Here is a 24872-nt window from a genome sequence, read left to right as displayed (position 1 = left end):
TGATGATAGGACGTCCCTCCGACAACACCGGAACGCGGGGCTGTGCGAAGTGTCCCGTTGGAATGAAATCACTGGCTGACACCGTTGTGCCATTGGCGAAAGAGTTGGGACGGCAGTTCAAAAAGGCGGCGCATCATGGTTCTATGTGGATATGAACGCTACGACTATCAACCCGATTATCCCGGATCTGTTGCCAAACCTCTCCAAGCGAGAGCTCGATGCAACCGACCGCTGTGATTCCTGTGGGGCCCGCGCGTGGGTTAGGGCTGTCCTCCCAGCATCGGAACTTCTGTTCTGCGCCCACCACGCCAACCAGCACCTCGATGCACTCGAGGGCGTGGCACTGTTCCTTCAGGATGACCGCGATCAGATGGACTCTTAGATCCTTTGGGGCGGACGATCCGCGATTGCAGTAGGGGCCGGTTCGAGTTTCGAACCGGCCCCTACTGCACTTGAAGTTCCCTCTAGTCGAGGTAGTCGCGCAGCACCTGCGAGCGCGACGGGTGACGAAGCTTGCTCATCGTCTTTGACTCAATCTGGCGAATTCGCTCACGGGTAACCCCGTAAACCTTTCCAATCTCATCCAGGGTCTTAGGCTGTCCATCGCCAAGCCCAAACCGCATAGACACAACCCCCGCCTCGCGTTCTGACAGTGTGTCCAAAACCTGGTGCAACTGCTCCTGGAGCAGCGTGAAGGAAACAGCATCGGCAGGTATAACGGCCTCGGAGTCCTCAATCAGGTCGCCGAACTCAGAGTCGCCGTCCTCACCCAGCGGGGTGTGAAGGGAAATTGGCTCACGTCCGTACTTCTGAACCTCAACTACCTTCTCAGGCGTCATGTCTAGTTCAAGAGCAAGCTCCTCGGGTGTGGGTTCACGACCGAGGTCCTGCATCATCTGACGCTGGACTCTCGCGAGCTTGTTGATGACCTCTACCATATGGACTGGGATACGGATGGTTCGTGCCTGGTCAGCCATCGCCCGTGTAATAGCCTGACGGATCCACCAGGTGGCATAGGTCGAGAACTTGTACCCCTTCATGTAGTCGAACTTCTCAACCGCACGAATCAGACCCAGATTCCCTTCTTGAATCAAATCAAGGAACTGCATTCCCCGCCCCGTGTAACGCTTGGCAAGCGACACGACCAGGCGCAGGTTCGCTTCGAGGAGGTGGTTCTTTGCATTCTGACCGTCCGCTGAAAGCTGCGTGAGTTCGCGCCTTTCACGTGAGCTCATCAGGGCTCCGTCTTCCTTCAGCTTGTAGTCAGCGTAAAGACCGGCTTCGATACGGCGTGCTAGGTCAACTTCCTGCTCTGCATTCAAGAGGGAGACCTTACCAATCTGCTTCAGGTAGTCCTTGACAGGATCCGCGGTCGCACCTGCGACGGTGACCTGTTGAACCGGCTCATCGGCATCATCTGAGTCGGAGACGAGGAAGCCACGAACGGGTGCCTTGGGCTTCTCAGCCCGGGCCTCTTCCTCAGGCTCCTCTTTATCCTTGTCAGACTCTTCGCCCTCATCGTCCTCAACGTCATCGACGTCAACTTCGATCTCTTCGTCTTCTTCCAGCTCTACATCCTCAAGAGCCTCTTCGGGTTCAATCGCTTCCTTTACAGCCTTGGCGGGTGTCCGCTTTGCAGGCGCCTTCTTGGCGGGTGCTTTCTTAGCGGGTGCCTTCGTGGTGGCAGCCTTGGCGGGTGCCTTCTTGGCGGGAGCCTTCTCGGCCTCGCCTACCTCGGCAGTCTTGGCGGGTGTCCGCTTTGCAGGAGCCTTCTTCGCGGGAGCCTTCGTGGCAGCCTTGATGGGTGCCTTCTCGGCTGCAGACTTGGCCTTTGCGGCAGTGGTAGTCTTCGCTGAAGCCTTGGCAGGAGTTTCCTCCCCCGCAGCCTTGACCGTGGTCTTGCTTGAGGTCGTCGCCTTAGCCGCTGCCGCTGTCTTACGGGTCGCGGGCTTCTTGGTGTCTGCTGGCTTTACTTCGGTCGTATTAGACACGCAGGAGCCTTTCTGAGAGTGTACGGATGGGATCGCCCCTCAACTGGAGGCCGAAGACTCCTACAATTATACTGCCAAACCGAGCTAAAGGCGCACTGGGGTTTGCAGACAGCATAGTTTTGACAGCCCTAATAGAGTGTCATTCATGTCTGTCACCACCGATTCCCCCATCAGCGCGGTCCTTGAGCAACTACGTTCGGACATCGACGAACGCGTCGAAGAGAGCGCGGAGGCCTTCTTCCGCGACGTTGTCATCTCTGCCGCAGGCTCCGCATACGAACCCGCAATCTCAGCCGTGAGCGGAGGAAAGCGTTTCCGGGCAGTATGCGCCCTCATAGGCGCAGCGGCTGCAACATCGGTCTCCCACCTGGAATATGCCGACTCGGTCCACCTTCTCGAATCGGTCGGTTCCGATCCTCGGGTCCAAGCTCTGACAACCGCACTTGAGCTCTACCAGGCATCAGCACTTGTTCACGACGATCTGCTCGATGGTGCCGATACGCGGCGCGGTCAAAAGACGCCTCACGTCTACTTTGCAGAGCTTCACTCTCGCGAGAACCTATGGGGAAGCGCAACGAACTTCGGTCGAGACGGTGCAGTGCTGACAGGTGATCTACTTCTATCAGCGGCATTTAATGCCCTGGCGGGTGCACTGCCATACAGCACGACAAATCAGGGACTTGAGCTTTCACGCAGATTCTCCCTCATGACCGGTGAGGTGGCTCTGGGCCAGTGGGCCGATACAGGCATCTCCTACCTTCCGCTATCTGCGAATGAGGACGGCTTGCAAATCCTCGATACGGCGACACTAATGGAGGTCGTGCGGCAGAAGTCCGCTCGCTACTCAATCATGCACCCCGCTGTCCTCGGAGCGGTGGCCGTCGGTGCCGGTGAGGATGTTCTCGAGATCCTAGCGAGGACGCTTGAGCCAGCCGGGGTGGCATTCCAGCTGCGTGATGATGCCCTGGGGGCCTTCTCTGAGGAGGCTGAGATCGGAAAGCCCACCGCGACAGACATTGTTGAGGGGAAACGCACTGTACTCCTAGCCCTCACACTGCAGAATGCCCCACTGAGCGTGGCGCAGCGTCTCATCGAGCTTTACGGGCAAAGCGAGCTCTCTCCAGATGAAGTCGAGGAGGTCCGTGGGGCCCTGAGAAACTTCGGGAATGAAGCGCATGAGCAACTGATCAGTGAGCTGACAACTCAAGCCCTGGGGGTCCTGGAAGCAGCGGCACTTCCCGACTCCGCCAAGGACCTGGTTCGGTATCTGATTCGGACGGTGACAAACCGTTCTTCGTAGCCGGTGACGGGCCTGTCTACCAGGACTCGGTTGCCGCTACGCGGTTAACCTGCTTGTGTGATCCCTCGCGTAGTTTGTCAATCGGACGGGCTTGCAACCACGGATTGTCACGCCATAGCCAATCCACAAGTTCCTCATTTGTGTACCCACCGTCCTCAAGAAGTAGAACGGTCCCCCTCAGGGTTGCCAGCGGTTCATCGGTGACACGAACTAAACGCGGCTCGCTGCTGCCTTGCTGACGTAGTTCCGCAACATACTGATCCTCTGGTGGCAATGCCTGCAGTGTCTCCTCGAGGACGCGTCGCTCTCCGCGACTTTTCAGTGCGAGTATGTGCCGTTCATTGACGAGTTGCTTTATCCGACTTTTCTCAACCCCGATTCGATCAGCAGCTTCGGTTACCGAGATGTGCGGGATTCGCTTGAGCATTTCTTCAGGAGTTTCAGCCATGGGACCAGAGTAGTACCCGTGTGCCAGATACGGATACATCGCCCGTTCACGTAGAATCCCAACTGTGAAAAGGATCGTGAATGACTAATCAGCAAGCCACTGGCCACCAGGGCGCCTCCTCGCTCACCGATCCGCTTATCAACATGATGATCGACGAGCGCTATCGTGTGATCTCACGCATGGCCCGCGGCGGCATGGCAACGGTCTACGTCGCGCGTGATGAAAGGCTCGACCGCCTCGTCGCCCTCAAGGTCATGCACCCCCACCTTGCAGAGTCTGAGCAGTTTACGGCCCGCTTTCGCCGAGAAGCTAGGTCGGCAGCCAAGATATCCCATCCCCGCATTGTTCCGATCTACGATCAAGGGGTCGTCGAGGGCCAGGGCTATCTGGTCATGGAGCTAATTGAGGGCGGTGACCTGCGCTCCTTCATTAGGCAGACCGGTCCACTCACACTCGAGGATGCCCTCGATATATCCGAGCAGATCCTCGAAGGTCTTTCTGCGGCTCACCGAGCCGGTGTAATCCACCGTGACCTCAAGCCTGAGAACGTCCTCATTGATACAGATGGGACGGTCCGTATCGTCGACTTCGGACTTGCGCGGGCTGCATCCGAAGTTAGCCTCTCCACCACCGGCTCCATCATGGGTACTGTCGCCTACCTGGCTCCAGAGGTGGCACTCAACGGGGGGTCGGACTCGAGGACTGACATTTTTGCCCTCGGCGTCATGCTCTATGAGATGCTCACCGCCGACCTTCCCGGTGAGAACGATAATCCCGTCCAGGTTGCCCTGTCGCGAGTATCTGAAGATATACCCCTCCCCTCACATAAAACAGAGTGGCTACCCGTCGAAGTTGACGAACTGGTGTCCGCATTCTGCTCTCGCAACCCGGTCGAACGCCCTGCGAGTTCAGGTGACGCAATCATGATGCTACGTCACACCCGCGAGGCCGTTCCCGGCCAGATTCTTCGCCGCGAACTGCCGCAGACAGCAGGTTCTGAAGATTCTGGCAGCGAGGTTGAAATCACGGTGCCGATCAGCAGGCAGGGCAGAACCTCGGTACTTCCCGTGCAGGAACTCGTGGTGCACACTTCGGGTGCGATAGCTGCCCCTGATTCACCCCATATGACGGCTAGGTCCCGCGGCTGGCTCATCATCACCACGATTATCTTGCTGATTGCTGCACTCGGTCTAGGTACCTGGTGGTGGTGGCAGCAGTATGGGCCCGGAGCCTACCTTCAGGTTCCCGATGTGGCAGGCATGACCGTAGTCGATGCCGAGGCGATACTGTCTGATGCCAACATGGCTTCGATAATAATTTACGATAACTCGGACTCCGTGGCCGAAGGGTACGTAATCGAGACGGACCCGACCGCAGGCCAATCCGTCCACAAGAGCGAAGATGTGCAGATCACTGTCTCCAAGGGCGTTCTCATGCTCGATGTTCCCGATGTGTCGGGTCTCAAGCCGGGGAAAGCCGAGAGCGCCCTCAGCGAAGAGGGGTTAGGGACTGGTCGAACTATTGAAGAATGGTCCGAGGATGTTCCCGCCGGGACTGTAATCGGCACTGTCCCCGAAGCCGGACGAAGCGTCCGTCACGACACTTCGGTCGACATCATCGTTTCCCAGGGCCGTCAACCTATGTCGGTTCCCCAGGTGGTCGATACTCCCAGGGAAGAGGCTGAAGCCGCCATTGAGTCTGCCAACCTCCAGGTCGAGGTCGCCGAAGAGTACAACTACGACATAGCAGAGGGGAATGTCGTCACCCAGAGCCCGGCTGGTGGAGAAACCCTCTTCCGTGGGGACAGCGTTCGAATAGTCATCTCAAAGGGGCCTGAGTACGTTAGTGTTCCGGACGTGTACGGCCGCAGTGAGGACGAAGCACGGCAGATCCTCGAGGGGGCTGGCTTCAAGGTAGAGGTGAACCGCATCGCCGGCTTCTTCAGCATTGTGGGCTCTCAGAGCCCTGGTGGAGGGGAGCTTCAGCGACGCGGTTCAACCGTAACGATTACCGTCGTTTAGAGTAGGCGTCCAGCCTGCGAGGACGTGTCAAAAAGATGCCAGTCATCGACAGCAAAGGCATCTGGGCTAGAAGCCTGCGAAGTCTGCCCCTCATTTGCCCTGGCGGCCATTTCTGCCACCTGGAACGCTATCTCTAGCGACTGCTGGTGATTAAGTCGGGGGTCAACCAGGGACTCATAGCGCTGTTCAAGTGCCAGATCATCTAGCCCTTCGGAGCCACCGATGACCTCGGTGACATCCGCGCCGGTCAGTTCCACATGCAGCCCAGCGGGAACCGTCCCTACGGCATCATGAATGTCGAAGAATGACCTCACCTCACTCATAATGGTGTCGAAGTCCCGGGTCTTGAACCCATTCGCAGTCGAGATAGTGTTGCCATGCATGGGATCTGAAATCCATGTGACAGGTCGTCCATCGCTCTTTGTGGCTTCGAGAAGCGGAGGGAGGGCAGAGCCAATCTCTTCGGCACCCATCCTGGCCATGAAGGTCAACCGCCCCTCTTCACCCTGGGGATTAAGCCGATCGGTCAGCCTCTTGATATCCTCTGCCGTCGAGGTCGGACCCAGTTTTACCCCGATGGGGTTTCGTACCTGGCTTAGAAGCTCAACATGGGCGCCATCGGCGTCACGCGTACGCTCCCCAATCCACAGGAAGTGCCCCGAAGTGTCATAGGGCAGCCCCGTACGTGAATCGATACGGGTTAGCGCTGACTCATACTCGAGTAGCAGGGCCTCGTGTGATGAGTAGAAATCCACCTGCCTGAGGGAATCAAAGTCGGCACCGGCTGCCTCCATGAAGCGGACGGCACGATGAATCTCCTGGGCCAGTTGCTCATAGCGCGCAAAGACAGGGTTGGCAGCAAAACCACGGTTCCACTCGTGAACACGTCGCAGATCAGCGTAACCACCCTTGGCGAATGCACGGATCAGGTTCAATGATGCAGCGGATGCATTATAGGTATCGAGGAGACGTTTCGGATCATGCAGGCGTGACTCGGCAGTGAACTCGAAAGAGTTGACAGCATCTCCAAGATAGGAAGGCAGAACCTCCTCACCCCTCGATTCAAACGGGGATGAGCGTGGCTTCGCGTACTGGCCAGCGATTCTACCGATTTTCACCACGGGCATCGAACTGCCATAGGTGAGCACCACAGCCATCTGCAGAAGCGTCTGAATCTTGAGTCGCAACTGGTTCGCAGTGGACTCAGCGAATGTTTCTGCGCAGTCACCCCCGATGAGGACGAACGACTCGTGACGTCCTGCTCGACCCAGTTCCTTGCGTAGATGGTCTACCTCACCGGCAAAGACCAGCGGGGGGCGATGCTGAAGAGTACTGACGACCTCGTTGAGTTCAACAGAGTCCTGATAGTCGGGCTGGTGGCGCGCCACTGCGGCGCGCCACGTCTCCCAGGGTCTAGTCAAGTTCGCCCTACTCTGCCGGAGCAGCTTCCAGTGGCTGCCCCATGTTTTCCATCATCTCTACGAACCAGGGAGAGGTGACATCGAATGCCTTGTGGCCGGCGATGCGAGAAAACTCGATTGTCTTCAACTTGTCACCGTCTTCTTCATCATGGCCGACGACCCCGGAAACACCTTCCAGGGCAGACTTAACAGCCAGATCTGCCATTTCACCGATAAGTTGGAGGTCGTACTCGTTCGATGCGGCAGAACGTGAGAAGTAGCCGGACTTTTGAACCATGACCTTCTCGGCTCCGAGGCGAGCTGCGAACTGCTCGCTGAACCACTTGCCCGGGTTGATCTCATCAAGGCGGACATGCCCAAATGCATCCCGGCGAATCTCTTCACCGTTGGCCTCCATTTCAGCAAGAATCTCCGGTACACCGGCACCCTCGGAAATGAAGATATTAACGTTGCCGCGTTCATCCATCACTGACTTCAGGCGAACCGCTTCCTCGTCAAGATTGAAGTGCATTTCGGGCAGGTAGAGGGCGTCAACATCCCAGCGTTCACGCGACAGTCCAATTGAGGGGACCCAGGCCTGCTGGTCGAGCCACTCCCGGTACTTTCGGGTGGCGGCAGCAGCGAGCCACCCACAGTTCCGTCCCATGATCTCGTGGACAATCAGAGTGCGAGGTCCAACTCGGTTCTCACCGATAATGTTCTGCGCGAACTTCGATGTTTCTTCGGCCGCCGTATCAGCTCCGAGAGACTGGCGGATGGGGACCACGTCGTTGTCGATGGTCTTCGGAAGGCCTACGACAGTCAGCTCATAGCCGTTTTCGTGAAGGTAAGCCGCAAGGTCGGCTGCCGTGGTGTTGGTGTCATCACCACCGATGGTGTGAAGAACGTCCACATGGTCGGTCTTGAGCTGGTCGGCTGCGACCTCGAGAGGGTTCTGCCCCTCTGTAACCAGACCACGCTTGACCAGGTCCTTGGCGTTCGTAAGCTTTACCCTTGAGTTACCGATGGGTGAGCCACCGAAACGCTTGAGTACCGCAGCGTTCTTTCGTGCGTCCTCGTCAACGACAACATAGGTACCGGTCAAAAGGCCGTGGTAACCGTGCTGGTACGCGATCAGTTCGATGCTGGGATCAATTTCGTTGTAACGCTCAATCAAATCGCCAACTGCGGTCGACAGGCATGGTGCGAAACCTCCGGCTGTCAGAATCGCTACACGCTTTACGCTCACCTTGAAACCTCTTTCATAGAAAACTACATGCTGAATCGCCCTCATTTTACACTGACCGGATCGATGTCGAAGGGCGCTGGTCAGCAGCGGACGTAGTCGGGGACCACGTCCGCAATGCTCCTGATTACAGTCCTTTACTCAGCGGACTTCTCATCAGAGACCTCGGTCTCTACTTTGGCGGAGTTTGGAACCGGTCCGTCAAACTCTCCGCTGGCGGCCAGCTGTGCCTTGACATCGGCTGCATAGAGGTCGACATACTCCTGCCCTGACAGCAGCATTAGGTTGTACATGATCTCATCAGTCACGGCACGCAAAATGTAGCGATCCTTGGAAAGACCTCGGTAGCGAGAGAAGTCCAAAGGTTCCCCGATGATCACCCCGATATCTGTTCGGAGAGGGATCTTCTTACCAATTGGTTGGGCGGCGTGGGTTCCCATCATGGCCACGGGGATAACGGGAGCGCCGGACTCAAGCGCCAGGCGTGCCACGCCTGTCTTTCCTTTGTACAACCGCCCATCCGGACTGCGAGTGCCCTCGGGGTAGATTCCAAACAACTCTCCGGCGTTCAGCCGGTCCAGACCAGCTTTCATCGCTGCCTGAGCAGCCTTTCCACCGCTGCGGTCAACGGGAATGGTCCCGACCGCCTTCATGAAGTTCTTGGTTGCCCAGCCTTTCACGCCAGTACCCGAGAAGTAGTCGGCCTTACCCATGAAGACGACTTCACGGTCGATGAGCATGGGCAGAAAGATCGAGTCCCAGACTGCATTGTGATTCGAAGCCAAGATAGCCGGGCCGGTCTTGGGGATGTTCTCAGCGCCGCGAACCCAGGGGTGATAAACCCCACGCAAGACAGGCGAGCCAGCACCTTTAAGCACGTTATAGAAACCCACGCCAACTCCTGCACTCTATTGGTTTGGTGACCACATACAACTCTAGGTTCTTACGTTACGTCATGTTGCAGCAAGTTCCCCATTAGGCTGGAGAAAGTGAACGAATGAACCAGAAGGGAGCACCATGATCACTGCAATTGTGATGGTGAACTGTGCTGTTGACTCTATCCCCCAAGTCGCCCAGACTATCGCGGACATACCGGGTGTTGTTGAGGTGTACTCGGTTACCGGAGACATTGATCTGATCGCCCGGGTCAAGGTTTCGAACTACGAGGATATTGAGGATGTTGTCTCGGATGGGATAGCAAAGGTCAAGGGCATTACGTCTCTCTCGACCCACCTGGCGTTCCGCGCCTACTCAAGCACAGACCTGGAAGAAGCCTTTCATATCGGCCTCGACTAGGCCGATCGGCTCACCTCAACCCAGTTGCTAAGGGTCTTCTCTACGGCTCCCGAGGCCAGGGTTACCTGTGCTATTTCGTAGGCAGCCCGTAGGCCCCCTGCGAAGCTCTCTTCCGAAAACCAGTCGGCAACAAGTCCCATCTCAGCAAGGGGCCCTGGAAGACCAGCTGCGTGTCCAGCCATCATCCCGATCGCGGCGTTCATACCAACAGCGTCCCGGACCGGTCCCTCGGCACCACTAAAGACCTCCCTTGCCACCGTGGCGTTATGCGCGGCAGCTCCGCCGCGAAGTTCTTCCACGGTGCAACGAGGTAGGCCCAGGATAGAGGCGGGGTCAACCACTAGCTCAGCGATCTCTCCCCCACCCACGACCCAGACCTGAGCTTTCTCTACGGGACTGAGTTCGTCGAGGCCGACTTCGAGCCCCCTGAACACAAAGGCACTGCTACCCCGCTCCCTGAAGACTCCGGCTACCAGGGGGGCCGCGTCCTGGCGGGCAACACCCACAGCTGAGGCTACGGGCCGAACCGGATTAGTCAGGGGACCTAAGATGTTGAATGCTGTGGGAAAACCCAGGTCACGGCGCACTCGGGCTGCGTGACGCATGCTGGGATGGAACTTGTTTGCGAAAAGAAACGCGATGTCCGCCGCCCTAAACGAGGCGATGATCCCTGAACTGCGCATGTCCAAATCCACGCCGAGTTCTTCGAGAAGGTCTGCCGAACCACACGCGGAAGTTGAAGCCCTATTGCCATGCTTCACAACCGGATAGCCTGCGGCGGCAATGACCAGGGCTGCCATGGTAGAGATGTTGACTGTGTTGGCCTTATCTCCGCCCGTCCCGACAATGTCAACTACCCGCTCGGGAAGGTCAATCGGCTTTGCCACACTTCGCATCTCATCAGCGAGTCCGCGCAGCTCAGCCACCCCCACTCCCCGGAGCGCAACCATCGACAGGTATGAGGCCAGACCAATCTCACCAAGTTCACCGGCCATGATTTCAGCCATGACCCGACGACTCTCTTCGTAGGAAAGTCTTTCACCGCCTGCAAGGCGTGGCGCCAACTCTCGCCATAACGTCATTGGCCTACCTCGTAGACTTGAGGGCCTCCACCATCGTCTCTTGGAGCTCAAGAGGATCATATGGCGCCTGAATGGTGAAAGCAGCACCTGACCAGGTAGCGAGCCAGTGGTCCTGGGGACGAGCAGTTAGAAGTATTACCACCGGCTGTACGGGAAGCTCTAGTTCATTGCGAATATCCTGTGCAACAGCCATGCCTCCCACCTTGGGGGTCTCTGCATCGAGCACAACGATCGGTGGCTGATGATCTGCCACCGCCTTCAGCGCTCCCGCAGCCGTAGCAGTTTCGATCCAGTTCAGACGTGCTGAGTCCCGACCCGGACGCACTCCCGTACCTTCAATTACTGCCTGGCGGGTCTCTGAGTTAGCCGAGTAGATCAGTACGTCCACTGCCTGAGCGTCCAAAAGTTTCTCCTCAACGTCCTACCCAGGTTTCTGGGCACGGATCCAAACCTATTACAGTCTACCGCCCATGGAAGCAGCTGCATGTTGACTTGATGCACCCGTGGTGTGTAAACGGCTACTGCTTGTATCCAGCCAGAATATCGACCACCATCACCATTGCAGGCTGGTCGGTTCCGGTACTAGGGAACACGTAGGCAACCCGTGACCCGACTTTCTCGCCAAGAAACAGTGAACCCTGAGCTGGAATAGCCTGCGCACCACTTTCCCATGTTGACACGGCCTCAACATCCGTGCCCCAGTAGGTTCCTAGGTAGTGATAGACCACGGTGTCATCCGCCGTGATAACCGGGCCTTCACCCTCCGCAATCACAACGGTCTGCTCCGACTCCGGTGAGGCAACGCCCTCTTCGAACGAGACCGCCGGGGCCTCACCTAGCTCGCCTTCAACAATCAAACCTTCAGGGAGGGGTGTCTCTGTTAGCTTCGCGCTCTCGAGAGCGCTGGTGTCGGATCCAAACACCTCGATAATGTCGACTACGAAAACCAGGGTCGAACCGGCGGGTATATCGCCGTTAGCCTGGTCGCCGTAACCCCATTCGGGTGGAGCAATCAGCAGTACCCGATCCCCGACCTTTGTGTCTGCCAAACCGTACTTCCAAGCTTGGATAACCGAGTTGAGGGAGAAGGTGGAGGGAGCGCCGCGCCCGAATGACGAGTCAAACGGGGTGCCATCCCAGAGGAAGCCAGCGTAGTTCACGGTTACGACGTCATCAACGCCCACAACCGCACCGTCGCCCTCTTCAAGGGTGTCAACGGTGATTACCTTCGGAGGATCAGCTTCGACGGGTGTCATCACAGGCACCTCACCAAATGCACCCGAGATCTCGGGGAGCTCACCGGTGGGGTTTCGATCCACCTCCGGGCCACTCGCAGAGCCCGACTCTGCCCCGCTACCTGAAGCCGGTCCGGACTGAGAGGTGGAGTCGGTTGAGCCCGGGGAGCTACAGGCTGCCAAGCCAAGTGCTGCCGCAACTGCTAGTGCTGCAACCCGCGTGGTGAATCGTGCCGTGCGCATGCTGACGGTACCCTTCTTCTGAATTAGAGATGCCCCGCTTGATGCGGGGACATCATTTGCCGCTTAGTGAACTTTCGGTCTAGTGGAATGATTCGCCGCAGGCGCAGGAGCTTCCTGCATTCGGATTATCGATTGTGAAGCCCATCCGCTCGATCGTGTCGGAGAAGTCGATGGTGGCACCGGCAAGGTAGGGCAGGCTCATTCGGTCGACAACGACCTCGACGCCGTCAAAGTCCACCACGGCATCCCCATCGAGAAGACGCTCATCAAAATAGAGCTGGTAGATAAGGCCCGAGCATCCGCCCGGCTGAACAGCAATGCGCAACCTAAGGTCCTGTCGGCCCTCCTGTTCGAGAAGGATCTTGACCTTTTCTGCGGCCTTATCTGAGAGCTTGACCTCGTGTGTTGGCAGCTCTGTTAGCAAGTCAGACATCTGTACCTCCGTGGTAAGTAGGGGTATCCCTGCATCCACCTTACGCGGGTCGATTTCGAGTGTCACTGTGGAAGGGGATGGGAGCGGGGTGTTTCCGCTCTCAGATCAAATTGCTCTGCTACCAATACGCTGGAGCAAAAGTGCCTCCGCAAGGGTTGCGTTGCGAAGGGTCTTCAGGGATTGGGACTCGTCCTCGGAGTGCGCATTGGTGGCGGGATCTTCTACACCCGTCACCAGCACTTCGGCCTCAGGGAACACCTCTTCAAACTCTGCGATGAACGGAATTGAGCCGCCGACACCAATCGCAACGGCGTCTGTTCCCCAGGCTTCAGAGAGAGCCCACCTTAGGTCTTGAACAGCTGCCTTATCCAAATCCGCAAGGTAGGAGGGCCCAGTCTCTTCAACACTTGTTGAAACCCGGCATCCAAACGGCGCATTCTCAACCAGGTACTTTTCTACCAGGGCGGCGACTTCCGATGAATCCGTCCCCGGCACAGTGCGAACGCTGAGCCTGAATGTGGCCTCTGGAATAATCGCGTTAGCGGAGTCCGACACCGAGGTGACATCCATGCCGATCACACTTATTGCCGGCATCGTCCACACACGCGCAGCGAGATCTGCGCTGCCAGCTAGCTCGTAGCCCGGAAGAACCGAAGCATCGCGGCGGAAATCATCTTCCTCCCAGACGACCTCTGCCTTCTGTGTCCCGCCGAGTCCTGGTACAGCGACGTTTCCAGAGGCATCATGCAGGGTCGAAATCAAACGTGCTGAGAGTGTCACGGCATCGAGAATGGGACCGCCGAACATTCCGGAGTGGACCGCATGTTCAAGCACAGCAACCTTCACGTCAATGGTGACAACCCCGCGCAATGACGCGGTAATAGCAGGGACATCAACGGTCCAGTTGTTCGAGTCAGCGACGATTATTAGGTCTGCTGCCAGTTCATCACGGTGGTCAGCCAGGAAGTTCTTGAACGAGGGCGAACCGACCTCCTCCTCTCCCTCAATGAACACCACGATGTTCACGGGGAGGTCGGGTGTAGTCCTTTGAAGGGCGCGAATAGCACCAAGGTGAACGGCGATCCCTGCTCCGTCATCCGATGTTCCCCTCCCGTACATCCGGTCACCCCTGATCTCAGCGATAAATGGGGAGGATGACCAACGGTCTGGGTTCACGGGTTGAACATCGTGATGGGCGTAGAGAAGGACTGTTGGACGTCCCGGCACCGAGGGGCTCTTCGCTATCACCGCGGGGGCCCCGTAGTTGCCGGGCGTGATCTCTGAGCGAGACACACGAGCAGCGAACCCGAGATCAGCAAAAAGATCCTTCACGAACTCAGCGCTGTGCTGCAGATCTGAGGCGTGTTTCGGGTCGGACCCAACGGAAGGAATCGCGACGATCTTGGAGAGATCGTCGATCTGGGCGGATGTGCCAGCATCAACATGACCGGCTAGTTCATCAAAATTACTCATGGGAGTAATCTACCGGCTCGCCCGCTTGGGAATAAAAGCTAGATTCCGTTAGCCTTGGGGTCGTGAGCAGTGAAGAGAACCTAGAGCCGAGCCCAACTTCTGGTACAAAAGGTCGGCCAACCCCAACCCGCCGAGAGGCTGAGGCCGCCCTGCGCAAGCCGCTGGTGCCAGATGACCGCAAGTTGGCTAAGCAAATTGCGAAGCAAAAGCGAGCAGAGGCATATGAGCGCGAACGAATCGCCCTTGAAACCGGCGATGAACGTTACCTTCCTGTTCGAGATAAGGGACGCATTAGGCGTTATATACGTAACTACGTCGATGCCCGGTGGTCGGTAGCCGAGTTCCTCCTCCCTGCCATGTTGATCTTCCTGGGCGGGATGCTTCTGTTCTCGTTCCTGCCGATGCTCGGCGCCACAGGAAACTTCATCATTGTCGGTCTCACCGTTCTTTTCTACGGAATGCTGGTCATTTCGCTGATCGAGTCCTTCTTTGTGTGGCGCAAGATCAAGAAGCGTGTCGCTGAGAAGTACCCCGGCGAGCAGATCCCCAGGGGATCATGGTTCTACCTTTACTCGCGCATGCTGATGGCACGCAGGTGGCGCTCCCCCAAGCCAATGGTGGCTCGAGGAGAGTTCCCCAAGTAGTGCAGTATCGCCCCGGAGGTTTCTCCGGGGCGATTCTGTTCCTGCATTCAACTAGGAGCTCAGCTGGCTCGCAATCTGCTCAACAACCTCTGCCGTGTCTTCCCAACCGGTCACCGCGAGGGTCTCCCAGCCTGCAGCCTTTACCGGGTAGTCGTTCCCGCCCTCATCCAAACGGTCACCAATAAAGAGCATGTCCTCTTTGGCAATCCCAGTTTGCTCGACGAGGGCGTTCATACCGTAAGCCTTGTCGATGCCGCGAGCCGTGATATCGACCGAGGTCGAACCTCCGGAACGCACCTCGAGATCAGGAAGCAACTTCGCAACCGCAGCCGCTAGAGCAGCTCTCTTACTTCCATCCGGATCCCAGCTCTGCTTCTCACTAAGCGGGGCCGCTTGACCGAGGGCGGAGAACGTAATCTGCGAGTGGCGGTTCTCGATGATGTCTCCCCACGGATTCTCCGCCCAGAGGCCCAGCTCCTGTGCACAGGTTTGGAGGGCACTTATCGCCCTGTTCACATCGTCTTCACTGAGCGGGTGATCGTAGACGTCTTCAATCTCGCCACCACTGAAACGCGCATACCTGGTTCCACACGTCGGAAGTAAGTGGAGGTTCTCTAGTTGCTCCCGGCTGGCCTTCAAGTTGCCGAGCAGCTGCAGCTCAAACTGCGGAAAAGCTCCCCCGGAGATTACCGCCACCTGTGTCACATCAAGCAGGTGACGTAACGCCGCAGCCATTCGGTCCGGGAGTGCAGACTTCGAGGGTGCCAGGGTGTCATCGAGGTCGAAGGCGACGAGTTTCCAGCGGGGAGAGCCGCCGGGTCGTTCTGATTTTGTCATGCACCTAACCTACCCTTGCTACCGTTCCATTTTGCTGCGGCAGACACATCACTAGACTGACTGCATGCGGCAGAAATGGCTGCAGTCATTGCTCACGATTTTCCAATGGAGGAAACTATGGCCACACCACACATTCGCGCAGAGAAGGGCGACATTGCCCCCGCGGTTCTCATGCCCGGTGACCCGCTGCGAGCAAAGCGTATTGCTGAACTCCTCTTCGAGGAGCCTCGCCTGATCAACGATGTGCGCGGAATGCTCGGATACACCGGCGAGGTCGATGGTAAGCCTCTATCCGTTATGGGGTCTGGTATGGGCCAGCCATCCGCTGCTCTTTATGCCAGCGAGTTGTTCCAGTTCTTTGACGTCGAACGCATTATTCGGGTGGGAACCTGCGGCGGCATCGCGAAACACGTCAAAGTTGGCGACACTGTCATTGCAATGGGCGCCCACACCGACTCGAACTTCAACCAGAATCGTATTCCGGAGATTTACTACGCTGCGATGGCATCCTTCAACCTGGTCAAGGCCGCCCATGACGCAGTACCCGCGGGTCAGACCGTTCACGTGGGTCCCATCGTCTCGCGGGACCATTTCTATCGCGTCGTTCCGGGCATGGTAGACGGACTTGCCCAGTACGGTGTGCTCGGTGTCGAAATGGAGGCGGCAGCCATGTATGGAACCGCGGCCCAGTATGGCAAAGAGGCCCTCACGGTCCTCACGGTCTCGGATCACCTCCTCGACGGCAGCGCAGACATGACTGCCGAGGAACGCGAGACGAAGTTCCAGACCGCCCTCAAGGTTGCGGTCGCTGCAGCACTCTCCTAACACGGCAAAGGGCCCTCCTGATCTACTTCCACACTGAGTGATCAGGAGGGCCTTTTCGCTGTCAGATCAGGGCCGAACCAAGGCTTCCCTCAGTTGCTCCACAATGGCGGGGTCCATCTTATGTTGGGTCAGGTAGCCAAGTGACCCGCCAAAATTCTTGTCCAGATGGTCAAAGACTGCCGTAATCGCCTGGGGCGGTGAGTCAGACATGAGGGGAGTCAATTTCTGCGCCTCTTTTTCCCCCAGAAGCTTCTTGACTTGGGCCTGCATCTTCTCCACCCAGGGACCTCGAAGGTTTTCCTGTGTTAAAGCATAGGAAGCAACAATCTCCGAGCGATCCACACCGAGCAGGTCTTGAATGAGGGCGATGACGATTCCCGTGCGGTCCTTACCCGCCGTGCAGTGCACCACCACACTGCCACCGCGGAGTCCTGAAGCTACCCCAGTCACAGCCTTGGCGAGAGAGCGACCACCGTCCTTGATCATCTGCATGTACATCTGCTCTACGCTCGGGGTGCCTTCTAGCATGGATGCAGCAGAGCCGGCCATGATGGAGTTGTGCTTGACGGCAAAACCATGGTGCTTGAACTGCGATGGTTCGGACAGGACCTCAAACTCTGTTCGCAGGTCAATCACGGCATTAAGGTCAGCATCGCGAAGGAACGAGACATCCTGCGCGTCCAGTTCCGTTGGGTTATCCGACCGCAAGAGGCGCATGGTCCGGATGTATCCACCCGGTACCGACATTCCCCCACCATCCCTGAGATTGGAAAACCCACTCAGGTTGTAGCGCACGATTGTCATGGTGAAAGTTCCTCCCTTTGTAATTGTAATTTGAGCTGTTCGCAGTAGGGACTAGTCTTCCCGGTCAGGTGACTGGTAGGGGTTCTTAACCAGAACCCACGCGCTCAGTCCACCCACCAGCGGCCAGGCAACAGCAGAGAGCCACACTGCTGTTCCTGAATCTCCCCCGGAAATATCAACCCAGGTAAAGAGCGTCATCACCACTGCCAGGCAGAGGGTAATCCACGTAATTGCCTGTCTGATTGCTGGATCCACCGGTCACTCTCTCCCTCGTCGAATGCTTTTCTATCCTAGACCACCGGCAGCAAGTTTCATGAGGTCGGAGTCGAAGTCCAGGGAATCAGTCGGATCAATCGGAGCATGTCCGTCGGTACGAAAACTACGTCTGTATCCCCCATCTGATCGGCCCCGAATCTGCTCCCTTACATTTGCTGAGACCAGAACCGCAGCCTCAACAGCCGCTCTTTGAGACCTCTTTCGTAGCGATGCAGGTGCCGCCAGATCTTCGGTGGCCGCAAAGACGGATGTTGGTACAGCGATGGAGCGGAGGTAGGCAAACAGTCCCCGCATCAGTTCATCGGGAACCAGACCGTGCCGGGGTGTCCCGGCTGTTGCCGCCAAGATGACGGGCGTTCCAAGAACCGCATCATCGTCCACCAGGTCCCAAAATGACGTGAAAAGACCCGACATTCCGGCCTTGTAGACAGGCGTTGCAGCGATAACAACATCTGCATCGATCAGTGAGTCGAGCGCCTGATTGAGACTATCTGTCCTAATACCTGAACCAATGCCGCCCGCAATATCGCGGGCATGGTCCCGCAGTTTTATGAGAGAAGTCGAGGGAGCAACCCCCTGGGCTTCAAGCTCGTGTTCAACCTCACGAGCAATCATCACACCAAGTTCGGTCGTGGTTGATTGCTCAGACGTACCGGCGCTGACAATGACGATTTTTCTTGCCTGCATTACTTCTTTTCCATTTCATCTTTTGGACTTCCAAGGAGCTTTAGTGCCAGCCTGGCAAGTTCGACTGCTTCGCTATCATCTAGATTTTCGTAAAGCCGCCGAGCGATGGCTTTGCCGTGCAGTTTGCCAATCTTTCTTTGCTTTTCCCTGCCCAGCTCGGTGAGCGAAAAGAGGGCTGCCCTTCCGTCACCACGATGAGCACGTCGTTCGAGCAAACCCTGACACTCGAGCCTCTTGAGCATTCGAGAAACTGCTGGCTGGCTGAGGACAACCCCCTCGAGTAGCTCGGACTGTGTCATGGGTTCACCGGCCTTGGCGAGCGTGTAAAGAATGTCGTACTCGCGCATCGGGAGTTCATCAAATGAGCCATCCGTGGAAAACTGACGATTCAGACTGTTAAAGACCCGTAGAAGGGCTTCCCAGGTCGCCGATGCCTGCTGCAACTGGTCCCTGGAAAGTTTCTCAACCATAGAGGTTCTCGCTTCCTTCTTACTCATTGAATGTTAGAGACGGGGCATTCTGACCTGAATGGTCGGATCGCTATCCTGGTAGGGAGAAGTCCCCGTAACATTGTCGCCGCGGTTGGGGTTCGGTCGGGGCTGACGAGGAAGCTCATCACCGTACTTGGCCTTGACTAGTGACGCGTGGGTCGGGGCGCTAGGTGTGTTCTTCGGTGTCACGGCCTCGTACTCCTTACGCAAGACCGGGAGCACCTCGGAACCCAGGATCTCGAGCTGCTCAAGCACCAGTTCCTCGGGCATACCGTGGTCAATCAGGAACATCTGGCGCTGATAGTTCCCGAAGTAGTCTCGAAGGCCCATAACGCGGTCGATAACCTCCTGCACGCTACCGACGAGGAGCGGAGTTTGCGCCGACATTTCTTCGAGGGACGGTCCACTTGAGTAGACGGGTGACGCCTCAAAGTAGGGCAGGTAGTCGCGGCGAGCCTGTTCGGTCGACTTCCCCACGAACACCTGGGCTCCAACACCCACGATTGCCTCTTCGGGAGTGCCGTGACCGTAGTGCGCAAAACGGTTGCGGTAGAGGGCGATGAGGCGCTGGAAGTGGGACATGGGCCAGAAGATGCCGTTGGCAAAGTACCCGTCACCGTAGTAGGCGGCTTGTTCCGCGATCTCCGGCGTGCGGATAGAGCCATGCCAAACAAAGGGTGCGACATCATCCATGGGACGTGGAATTGAGGTGAAGCCCTGTAGTCCGGTCCTGAAGTTCCCCTCAAAATCAACCACGTCCTCGTTCCACAGGCGGTGGAGCAGGTTGTAGTTCTCTAGGGCAAGTGGAAGGCCCTGGCGAATATCCTGACCAAACCAGGGGTAGACCGGGGCGGTGTTCCCTCGGCCAAGCATGATGTCAAGACGCCCGTCAACCAGATGCTGCGCAAGGGCGTACTCCTCCGCAATGCGGACCGGGTCATTCGTCGTAATTAGCGTGGTTGATGTTGTCAGTTGCAGGTTCGTCGTCTGAGCTCCCACAGCTGCCATAAAGACAGCCGGTGAGGAGATCGCGAATGGTGGGTTGTGGTGCTCCCCGATCCCGAAGACCTCAAAACCAACCTCTTCGGTCTTTTTTGCGATGTTGACTAGCGACTTGATGCGCTCATGCTCACTGGGGGTCTTTCCCGAAACAGCGTCGCGGGTGACATCACCAACTGAAAAGATTCCAAACTGCATTGCGGCCTCCAGGGTTAAGTGGGTGCCAGGTGAGGCGCCCCAATGACTAAAGTATATGCATATGCATACTTAATGTCGACGAGAGAACCCGTTACGTAACGCACAGGATGATGGCCATCCTAAACAACGGTAGGGGCGATCGAGGCCACGTTGTTAGAGTTGCTCCTGCAAGTCCCACTGCGAAAGGAAGCGCCATGCTTTTTCGAGGATCAGGCACAGCCCTTGTCACCCCCTTTTGTGATGGAAAGATCGACTGGCAGGCTTTCGAACGCACTCTCAGCGCACAGATCGAAGGCGGCACTAAAGCCCTTATCGCGTGTGGCACCACCGGAGAGCCCACAACACTTTCATTTGATGAACAGCGTGAAGTGGTTGAGTTTGTCCTCAAGAACGCCGACGGACTGTGCGTCATTGCTGGCATCGGGGGTAACAACACCGCCGAGGTAATAAAGGCGGGTCGCGTCATGGGTGACCTGGGAGTGAATGGGCTCCTTGCAGTCACGCCCTACTACAACAAGACAACCCAGGACGGCCTGGTGGCGCACTACGAGGCAGTGGCGGATGCGGTTGATCGACCTGTCATCCTCTACAACGTTCCCTCACGAACCGGACTGAACCTCGAACCAGCCACCGTTGCCCGACTCTCTTCACACGAGAGGATTGTGGCGCTTAAGGAAGCCAACCCTTCGATGAGCCAAATCCTTGAAGACTTCAGACTCTTTGGGGACACCCTCGATATTTACTCAGGAAACGACGACCTGCTCTACCCATTCCTTACCCTGGGCTCCCAGGGGATTATCTCTGTTGCATCTAACCTGATACCCAGTGCCATGAGCGAGATTATCCAGACCTTCGATGAGGGAAACTGGAGTGAGAGCCTTCAGCTGAGCCAGCGCTTTGCCCCTCTGATCAAGCTCCTCTTCGCCCAGGTCAGCCCCATTCCGGTCAAGGCTGCTATGTCCCGGCTCGGCTTACTTGAGAACGAACTTCGGCTCCCGCTCCTACCTCTAAGTAACGAAGAGACACAACCCCTCTTCCAAGAGATCGAGCGACTCGGTCTGGCATAGCTTAGTTCTTGGAAAACCGTTGATCAGATTTGCCGGTTGACTACACTTCTCTCAACGGCCGACTCTGGCCGCCCTGGCACATAGAGGAGCCCCGGGTATGCCCATCGAGTCCGCACAGTCATTACGTAATCGAGGTCAACTGGCCCGGAAGGCGTTTCCCCGCAAAGAGCTTGGTGTGTTCACGCCGGTTGACCGCGACCCGGCCGAAGCTATCCAGGTCCGCGACGAGGGGCGCATTCCCGAGTTGGTGCCGATCAGACACCAGCGCATGGCCGCCAGCGAGTTTGCGTTCTTTCGTGGGTCAGCCGGGCTCATGGCCTACGATCTGTCCCATCAGGCCCAAACCGATGTACACCTGGTTATTTGCGGCGATGCCCACATCAGCAACTTTGGACTCTACGCTTCGCCCGAACGACGGCTGGTGTTCGACCTCAATGACTTTGATGAGGCCGCCCCGGGACCCTGGGAATGGGACGTTAAGCGTCTCTTGACCTCAGCAATACTTGCCGCCCGCGAGAATGGCTTCCCGGCAGAAGCAACCAGCGTGCTGGTTGAAAAGGCGGCTCGGCAGTACCGCGAGATGTTCCAGGAGATGCTCACTTTGCCTGCGATTGAGAGGCACTACGTCTCAGTCGATGAAAGTGACATCGCCAATGAGGTTCGAACCGGAGGTATCAAGGGACTCGCCAAGACCATGGCCAAGGCACGAAAGCGTGATGCCGACCGGACCATTGCTCACCTCATGCAACCGGACAAGATGGGTTACATTCGTTTTGTTGAGAACCCACCGATCCTGACACATGCCCTCGACATCCCTCGGCACTATGTTGAGCAGCTCCTTGCTGAGTACCGCGAGACCACCCTCCCTGACATTAGCCTCCTCATGTCAACCTATGAGGTTTCGGACGTTGCCATGAGGGTGGTTGGAGTGGGATCCGTTGGCACCCGCTGCTACCTTGTGGCCCTGACAGCACCCGAGGGCAACGGCTTCGTCATGCAGGTAAAAGAGGCCGGAAAGTCAGTGGTGCAAAACTTCTCTCAACCCAACATCACCACGCCTCAGACTGTTCCTGAGGGGGCCACGGACGGACAGAGGATCGTGATTCACCAGCGCATTCTTCAGGCTGTTTCCGATCCATTCCTCGGCCACATCACAGGGCCAAATCGATCCTTCTACAGCCGTCAGTACCGCGATGCCAAAGGAAGTTTTGACACCACGGCAATGGATCTTGAAAGCCTGTCGAACTACGTTTCCCTTTGCGCAACCATGCTGGCCCGCGCTCACTCCCAGAGCCCGTACGCCCATTGGGTGGGTGGTTATATGGGAGATTCAGCGGCGATCGATGCAGCTTTCACGTCGTGGAGCACCCAGTACGCTGAGCAGGTTGCGAAGGACTATCGAGACTATCTCCAGGCTATCGCGGAGGGACGCGTCGAGGTCGCGACCGAGGCCATCTCCTAATCAAGCAGCCCGGAGATTGTCCGGGGACGGACGACTAGCCAGAGGAAGAGAGTCCCCAGGGTCGCTGCACAGGCCATGACCGCACCCATTGGTACGGCGCTTCCTACGCCGAGGAGGCCGATGATGGGTGAGAGTAGACCCGCGACACCAAAGTTTGTCGCTCCCAGGATGGAAGCGGCTGTTCCAGCCTGCTCACCGTGACCGGACAGTGCCATGACCTGCTGGGCTGGGAATGCAAACCCGCAGGACAGTACGAAGAACCACAGCGGAATCGCAGTGCCCCACGTCCCCAGGTCAGCAACACTCGTGCCAACGATTGTCAGTGCCAAGACAAGCTGGGAAAGTGTGGTCCCAGCAAGGATCCACTGCGGGCCGATCCGGAACCAGTCCATCAGACGGGAGCTAGTCTGAACTCCGATAATCACCGCGACGGAGTTCACCGCAAACAGCGTGCCAAACTCACTTGGCGAGAACCGGTAGACCTGTTGGAAGAGAAACGGCGCAGTTGACAGGTAGGCGAACAAACCCGTGAAGGTCATCGCCGCTATCAAGATGGCTCCCACGTAGGTTCGGTCCGCGAAGAGAATCTTATAGTTACGAAGCAGGGCGCCTTTTGTCCTTTGGCGCCTATGCGGCGGCAGTGTCTCAACAATGAAGACCGCAACCGCGGTCACAACCAGCGTCCCGTAGGCAGCGAGGACCCAAAAGATTCCTCGCCAAGAGGTCACGGTGAGTAACCAGGAACCAAGAACCGGAGCAATCACCGGGGCCAAGCCGTTAACCAACGCCATTCGACTGAGCATGCGCACCAGGGCCCGCCCTGCGAAGAGATCTCGGACCGTAGCCATGGCGACGACGCCACCTGCCGCGGCACCAAACCCCTGAAGAACACGCAGGACGCCAAGCAGTGCCATGGAGGGAGCAAGGGCAATGCCTACCGATGCCGCAATGTGCACCAGGGTTGCAAGAATCAGCGGGTACCGTCTACCTAATCGGTCAGAGAGTGGTCCTACGACAAGCTGACCGACCGAGAAGCCCACCATGGTGCCAGTCAGGGTCAGTTGGACAACTGCTGCCTCGACACCAAACTCCGTTTCAAGCTGGGGAAAGGCAGGAAGGTACATGTCGACTGTAAAGGGCCCCAAAGCCGTCAGGGCTCCCAGCACAAGGATGTAGGCCAGGCTGCGACGATGTGACCATGTCTCCCCGAGGGACTGATTGCTAACGCCCGACATATCTGAAGGTCCCCCGAATGGTGTTGAGAAGTGTCAGATCACCCGCATCCGAAAGCTCGGAACCTACAGTGAGTTGTAGATGGTTGCGGCGACCTCCGCAATCGTCTCCCACGAGCTACCCGAGGTCAAAATCACCAGGACAAGATCACCTTTTTTTGATCGAACTATGCCTGCATCATGAAGCAGATCCTCAAGAAACCCGACCTTGTTGAGAACGGTGACACCATCGAGCTGATCAGGCATGCCCTCGCGATACTCCTGGTTTTCCATTGCTTTTGCAAGCCGCTCAAGGCTGACTTCGTCAACAATGTCCCCGAAATAGATCAGCTCAAGGAAGTGGCCCATGTCCTGCGCCGTTGTCACCATGTCGGACCAAACCACCTGCGAGTTCTCTAAGCCGAGTCCCTTGATTTGAGAGTCAACTCTTTCCACTCCAACCCGATCAAGCCACTCAACCGGGCAGTCATTGTCCGAGTAGATGATCATTTCATCGAAGCAGCGCTCAAGAGACCATGATCCGAGCAGCGGGTCGGCCCACGACCACTCCCCTGTTTCAACCGCACGCATCATCGAATAGGCCACAAACAGCTTGTAAAGGCTGGCAGAAGTGAACTCCAAGTCCGGGTTCACACTCACGATCACCTCATTCGACTGTGGGTCGGAAGCATAGATCCCTACGACCCCGGGAGCCACCTCCTTGCGTATGACTGAGCGGAGGCGGCTGCGCTTATCGAAGTAGTTCTGAATCTCCTCAATCGCTACTTCAATGTTTTCGGTGACCTGGAGGACGTCCTCGGGCATAGCCGGAGCACCATCAAGCAGCTCCTGAGCCTCCTCCAACGCACTTTCGAGATCACGGAGCTTCCTTGGGGATCCCAGCCTTGCTTCGCCCTCAAAAAACTCAAGGTACGACTCCCGTGTAGCTGAACCCTTCGCCAAAGCGGCCTCAAGCGCGGCCCTGTCGAGGGCAGAAACCTTCCGCGGTTGGGAGACTGCCTCAATCTTTTCGGAGATTTCTGGGCTACCCTCCTGGCTCTCGATGATTGTGGATGGCAGCGGAATCACTGAAAAAGCCAGGGAGGTATAGAGACTGAAGCCGGCTACTAAGACTCCGGCACCCCACGCCCGTCCCGTAGCCCATCTCCACTTTCTCACGGTCAACGAATCACCCCGAGGTCC

The 24872-nt window shown here is 57.2% G+C and carries 26 protein-coding genes; 8 read left to right on the top strand and 18 right to left on the bottom strand.

The window, feature by feature from the left end; translation table 11 throughout:
* The first annotated feature begins 151 nt into the window (after positions 1–151).
* Positions 152–382, top strand: coding sequence for a DUF7455 domain-containing protein (locus CS903_RS02245; protein ID WP_207203727.1), 231 nt, complete (start codon positions 152–154; stop codon positions 380–382).
* Positions 383–464: 82 nt separating this feature from the next.
* On the opposite strand, the gene CS903_RS02240 is transcribed toward CS903_RS02245, so the two are convergent.
* Positions 465–1991 carry an RNA polymerase sigma factor gene (locus CS903_RS02240; RefSeq protein WP_099331940.1) on the bottom strand — a complete coding sequence of 509 codons (1527 nt, stop codon included), beginning with the start codon at positions 1989–1991 and terminating at the stop codon, positions 465–467.
* Positions 1992–2136: 145 nt separating this feature from the next.
* On the opposite strand from CS903_RS02240, the gene CS903_RS02235 reads away from it, so the two are divergent.
* Positions 2137–3291, top strand: a complete 1155-nt coding sequence (locus CS903_RS02235) for a polyprenyl synthetase family protein (protein WP_099331939.1) — start codon at positions 2137–2139, stop codon at positions 3289–3291.
* Positions 3292–3307: 16 nt separating this feature from the next.
* On the opposite strand, the gene CS903_RS02230 is transcribed toward CS903_RS02235, so the two are convergent.
* Positions 3308–3739 carry an Rv2175c family DNA-binding protein gene (locus CS903_RS02230; RefSeq protein ID WP_129587566.1) on the bottom strand — a complete coding sequence of 144 codons (432 nt, stop codon included), beginning with the start codon at positions 3737–3739 and terminating at the stop codon, positions 3308–3310.
* Between the two features lie 80 nt (positions 3740–3819).
* On the opposite strand from CS903_RS02230, the gene pknB reads away from it, so the two are divergent.
* Positions 3820–5760: a Stk1 family PASTA domain-containing Ser/Thr kinase gene (gene pknB, locus CS903_RS02225; protein ID WP_099331937.1), complete on the top strand. Its 1941-nt coding sequence runs from the start codon at positions 3820–3822 to the stop codon at positions 5758–5760.
* On the opposite strand, the gene CS903_RS02220 is transcribed toward pknB, so the two are convergent.
* The 3 genes from CS903_RS02220 to CS903_RS02210 form a co-directional block, all read right to left on the bottom strand.
* Entirely contained in the window at positions 5757–7181 is a 1425-nt protein-coding gene (locus CS903_RS02220) for a class II 3-deoxy-7-phosphoheptulonate synthase (RefSeq protein WP_242491714.1), read from the bottom strand. The two genes, pknB and CS903_RS02220, sit on opposite strands and share 4 nt — an antisense overlap.
* 7 nt (positions 7182–7188) lie before the next feature.
* Positions 7189–8409: a pyrophosphate--fructose-6-phosphate 1-phosphotransferase gene (locus tag CS903_RS02215; RefSeq protein ID WP_099331935.1), complete on the bottom strand. Its 1221-nt coding sequence runs from the start codon at positions 8407–8409 to the stop codon at positions 7189–7191.
* A 134-nt stretch (positions 8410–8543) separates the two neighbouring features.
* Positions 8544–9299, bottom strand: a complete 756-nt coding sequence (locus CS903_RS02210; protein WP_099331934.1) for a lysophospholipid acyltransferase family protein — start codon at positions 9297–9299, stop codon at positions 8544–8546.
* 124 nt (positions 9300–9423) lie between these two features.
* Between CS903_RS02210 and CS903_RS02205 the strand changes: the two genes are divergently transcribed.
* A complete protein-coding gene (locus tag CS903_RS02205; protein ID WP_099331933.1) occupies positions 9424–9702 on the top strand; it encodes an Lrp/AsnC family transcriptional regulator in 279 nt (92 codons plus the stop codon).
* Here the strand turns inward: CS903_RS02205 and trpD are convergent.
* The 5 genes from trpD to CS903_RS02180 all read right to left on the bottom strand — a co-directional run bounded on the left by trpD (position 9699) and on the right by CS903_RS02180 (position 14168).
* Entirely contained in the window at positions 9699–10784 is a 1086-nt protein-coding gene (trpD, locus tag CS903_RS02200; RefSeq protein ID WP_099331932.1) for an anthranilate phosphoribosyltransferase, read from the bottom strand. The two genes, CS903_RS02205 and trpD, sit on opposite strands and share 4 nt — an antisense overlap.
* Positions 10785–10788: 4 nt before the next feature.
* Entirely contained in the window at positions 10789–11187 is a 399-nt protein-coding gene (locus CS903_RS02195; protein ID WP_099331931.1) for a response regulator, read from the bottom strand.
* A 115-nt stretch (positions 11188–11302) separates the two neighbouring features.
* Positions 11303–12262, bottom strand: a complete 960-nt coding sequence (locus tag CS903_RS02190; RefSeq protein WP_099331930.1) for an FKBP-type peptidyl-prolyl cis-trans isomerase — start codon at positions 12260–12262, stop codon at positions 11303–11305.
* Between the two features lie 79 nt (positions 12263–12341).
* The gene (gene erpA / locus CS903_RS02185) at positions 12342–12695 is read right to left on the bottom strand and encodes an iron-sulfur cluster insertion protein ErpA (RefSeq protein WP_099331929.1); all 354 of its coding nucleotides are present in this window, start codon (positions 12693–12695) and stop codon (positions 12342–12344) included.
* A gap of 105 nt (positions 12696–12800) precedes the next feature.
* Positions 12801–14168, bottom strand: coding sequence for a M20/M25/M40 family metallo-hydrolase (locus CS903_RS02180; RefSeq protein WP_099331928.1), 1368 nt, complete (start codon positions 14166–14168; stop codon positions 12801–12803).
* Positions 14169–14230: 62 nt separating this feature from the next.
* On the opposite strand from CS903_RS02180, the gene CS903_RS02175 reads away from it, so the two are divergent.
* On the top strand, positions 14231–14812 hold the full coding sequence (locus CS903_RS02175; protein ID WP_099331927.1) for a DUF3043 domain-containing protein: 582 nt from the start codon (positions 14231–14233) through the stop codon (positions 14810–14812).
* A 51-nt stretch (positions 14813–14863) separates the two neighbouring features.
* On the opposite strand, the gene CS903_RS02170 is transcribed toward CS903_RS02175, so the two are convergent.
* The gene (locus tag CS903_RS02170) at positions 14864–15649 is read right to left on the bottom strand and encodes an HAD-IIB family hydrolase (RefSeq protein WP_099331926.1); all 786 of its coding nucleotides are present in this window, start codon (positions 15647–15649) and stop codon (positions 14864–14866) included.
* 117 nt (positions 15650–15766) lie between these two features.
* On the opposite strand from CS903_RS02170, the gene deoD reads away from it, so the two are divergent.
* A complete protein-coding gene (gene deoD, locus CS903_RS02165) occupies positions 15767–16474 on the top strand; it encodes a purine-nucleoside phosphorylase (protein ID WP_099331925.1) in 708 nt (235 codons plus the stop codon).
* A 66-nt stretch (positions 16475–16540) separates the two neighbouring features.
* Here the strand turns inward: deoD and CS903_RS02160 are convergent, their stop codons facing one another.
* From CS903_RS02160 to CS903_RS02140, 5 genes are read right to left on the bottom strand one after another with little or no spacing between them, the layout of a single operon-like run.
* Positions 16541–17278: a tyrosine-protein phosphatase gene (locus CS903_RS02160; RefSeq protein ID WP_099331924.1), complete on the bottom strand. Its 738-nt coding sequence runs from the start codon at positions 17276–17278 to the stop codon at positions 16541–16543.
* A gap of 51 nt (positions 17279–17329) precedes the next feature.
* Entirely contained in the window at positions 17330–17533 is a 204-nt protein-coding gene (locus CS903_RS02155; protein ID WP_099331923.1) for a hypothetical protein, read from the bottom strand.
* Positions 17534–17563: 30 nt separating this feature from the next.
* Complete coding sequence (locus CS903_RS02150) at positions 17564–18241, bottom strand: CE1759 family FMN reductase (RefSeq protein ID WP_099331922.1); 678 nt, start codon at positions 18239–18241, stop codon at positions 17564–17566.
* Positions 18241–18711, bottom strand: coding sequence for a MarR family winged helix-turn-helix transcriptional regulator (locus CS903_RS02145; protein ID WP_164996647.1), 471 nt, complete (start codon positions 18709–18711; stop codon positions 18241–18243). Before CS903_RS02145 ends, CS903_RS02150 begins: the two co-directional genes overlap by 1 nt.
* A gap of 33 nt (positions 18712–18744) precedes the next feature.
* Entirely contained in the window at positions 18745–19929 is a 1185-nt protein-coding gene (locus CS903_RS02140; RefSeq protein ID WP_099331920.1) for a CE1758 family FMN-dependent luciferase-like monooxygenase, read from the bottom strand.
* Positions 19930–20123: 194 nt separating this feature from the next.
* Here CS903_RS02140 and dapA point away from each other — a divergent pair, with 194 nt between their 5' ends.
* Positions 20124–20996 (top strand): 4-hydroxy-tetrahydrodipicolinate synthase, encoded by an 873-nt coding sequence (dapA, locus tag CS903_RS02135; RefSeq protein ID WP_164996646.1) that lies wholly within the window; start codon positions 20124–20126, stop codon positions 20994–20996.
* Positions 20997–21093: 97 nt separating this feature from the next.
* Positions 21094–22458: a DUF2252 domain-containing protein gene (locus CS903_RS02130; RefSeq protein ID WP_099331918.1), complete on the top strand. Its 1365-nt coding sequence runs from the start codon at positions 21094–21096 to the stop codon at positions 22456–22458.
* On the opposite strand, the gene CS903_RS02125 is transcribed toward CS903_RS02130, so the two are convergent.
* Positions 22455–23693, bottom strand: coding sequence for a multidrug effflux MFS transporter (locus CS903_RS02125; protein WP_099331917.1), 1239 nt, complete (start codon positions 23691–23693; stop codon positions 22455–22457). The two genes, CS903_RS02130 and CS903_RS02125, sit on opposite strands and share 4 nt — an antisense overlap.
* 63 nt (positions 23694–23756) lie before the next feature.
* Positions 23757–24848, bottom strand: coding sequence for a serine hydrolase (locus tag CS903_RS02120; protein ID WP_129587565.1), 1092 nt, complete (start codon positions 24846–24848; stop codon positions 23757–23759).
* Between the last annotated feature and the right edge of the window lie 24 nt (positions 24849–24872).

The sequence above is a fragment of the Actinomyces minihominis genome (genome assembly GCF_900187855.1).
Taxonomy (GTDB): Bacteria; Actinomycetota; Actinomycetes; order Actinomycetales; family Actinomycetaceae; genus Scrofimicrobium; species Scrofimicrobium minihominis.
Note: the sequence above shows the minus strand (reverse complement) of the source record. Positions and strands in the feature narration are given on the sequence as shown.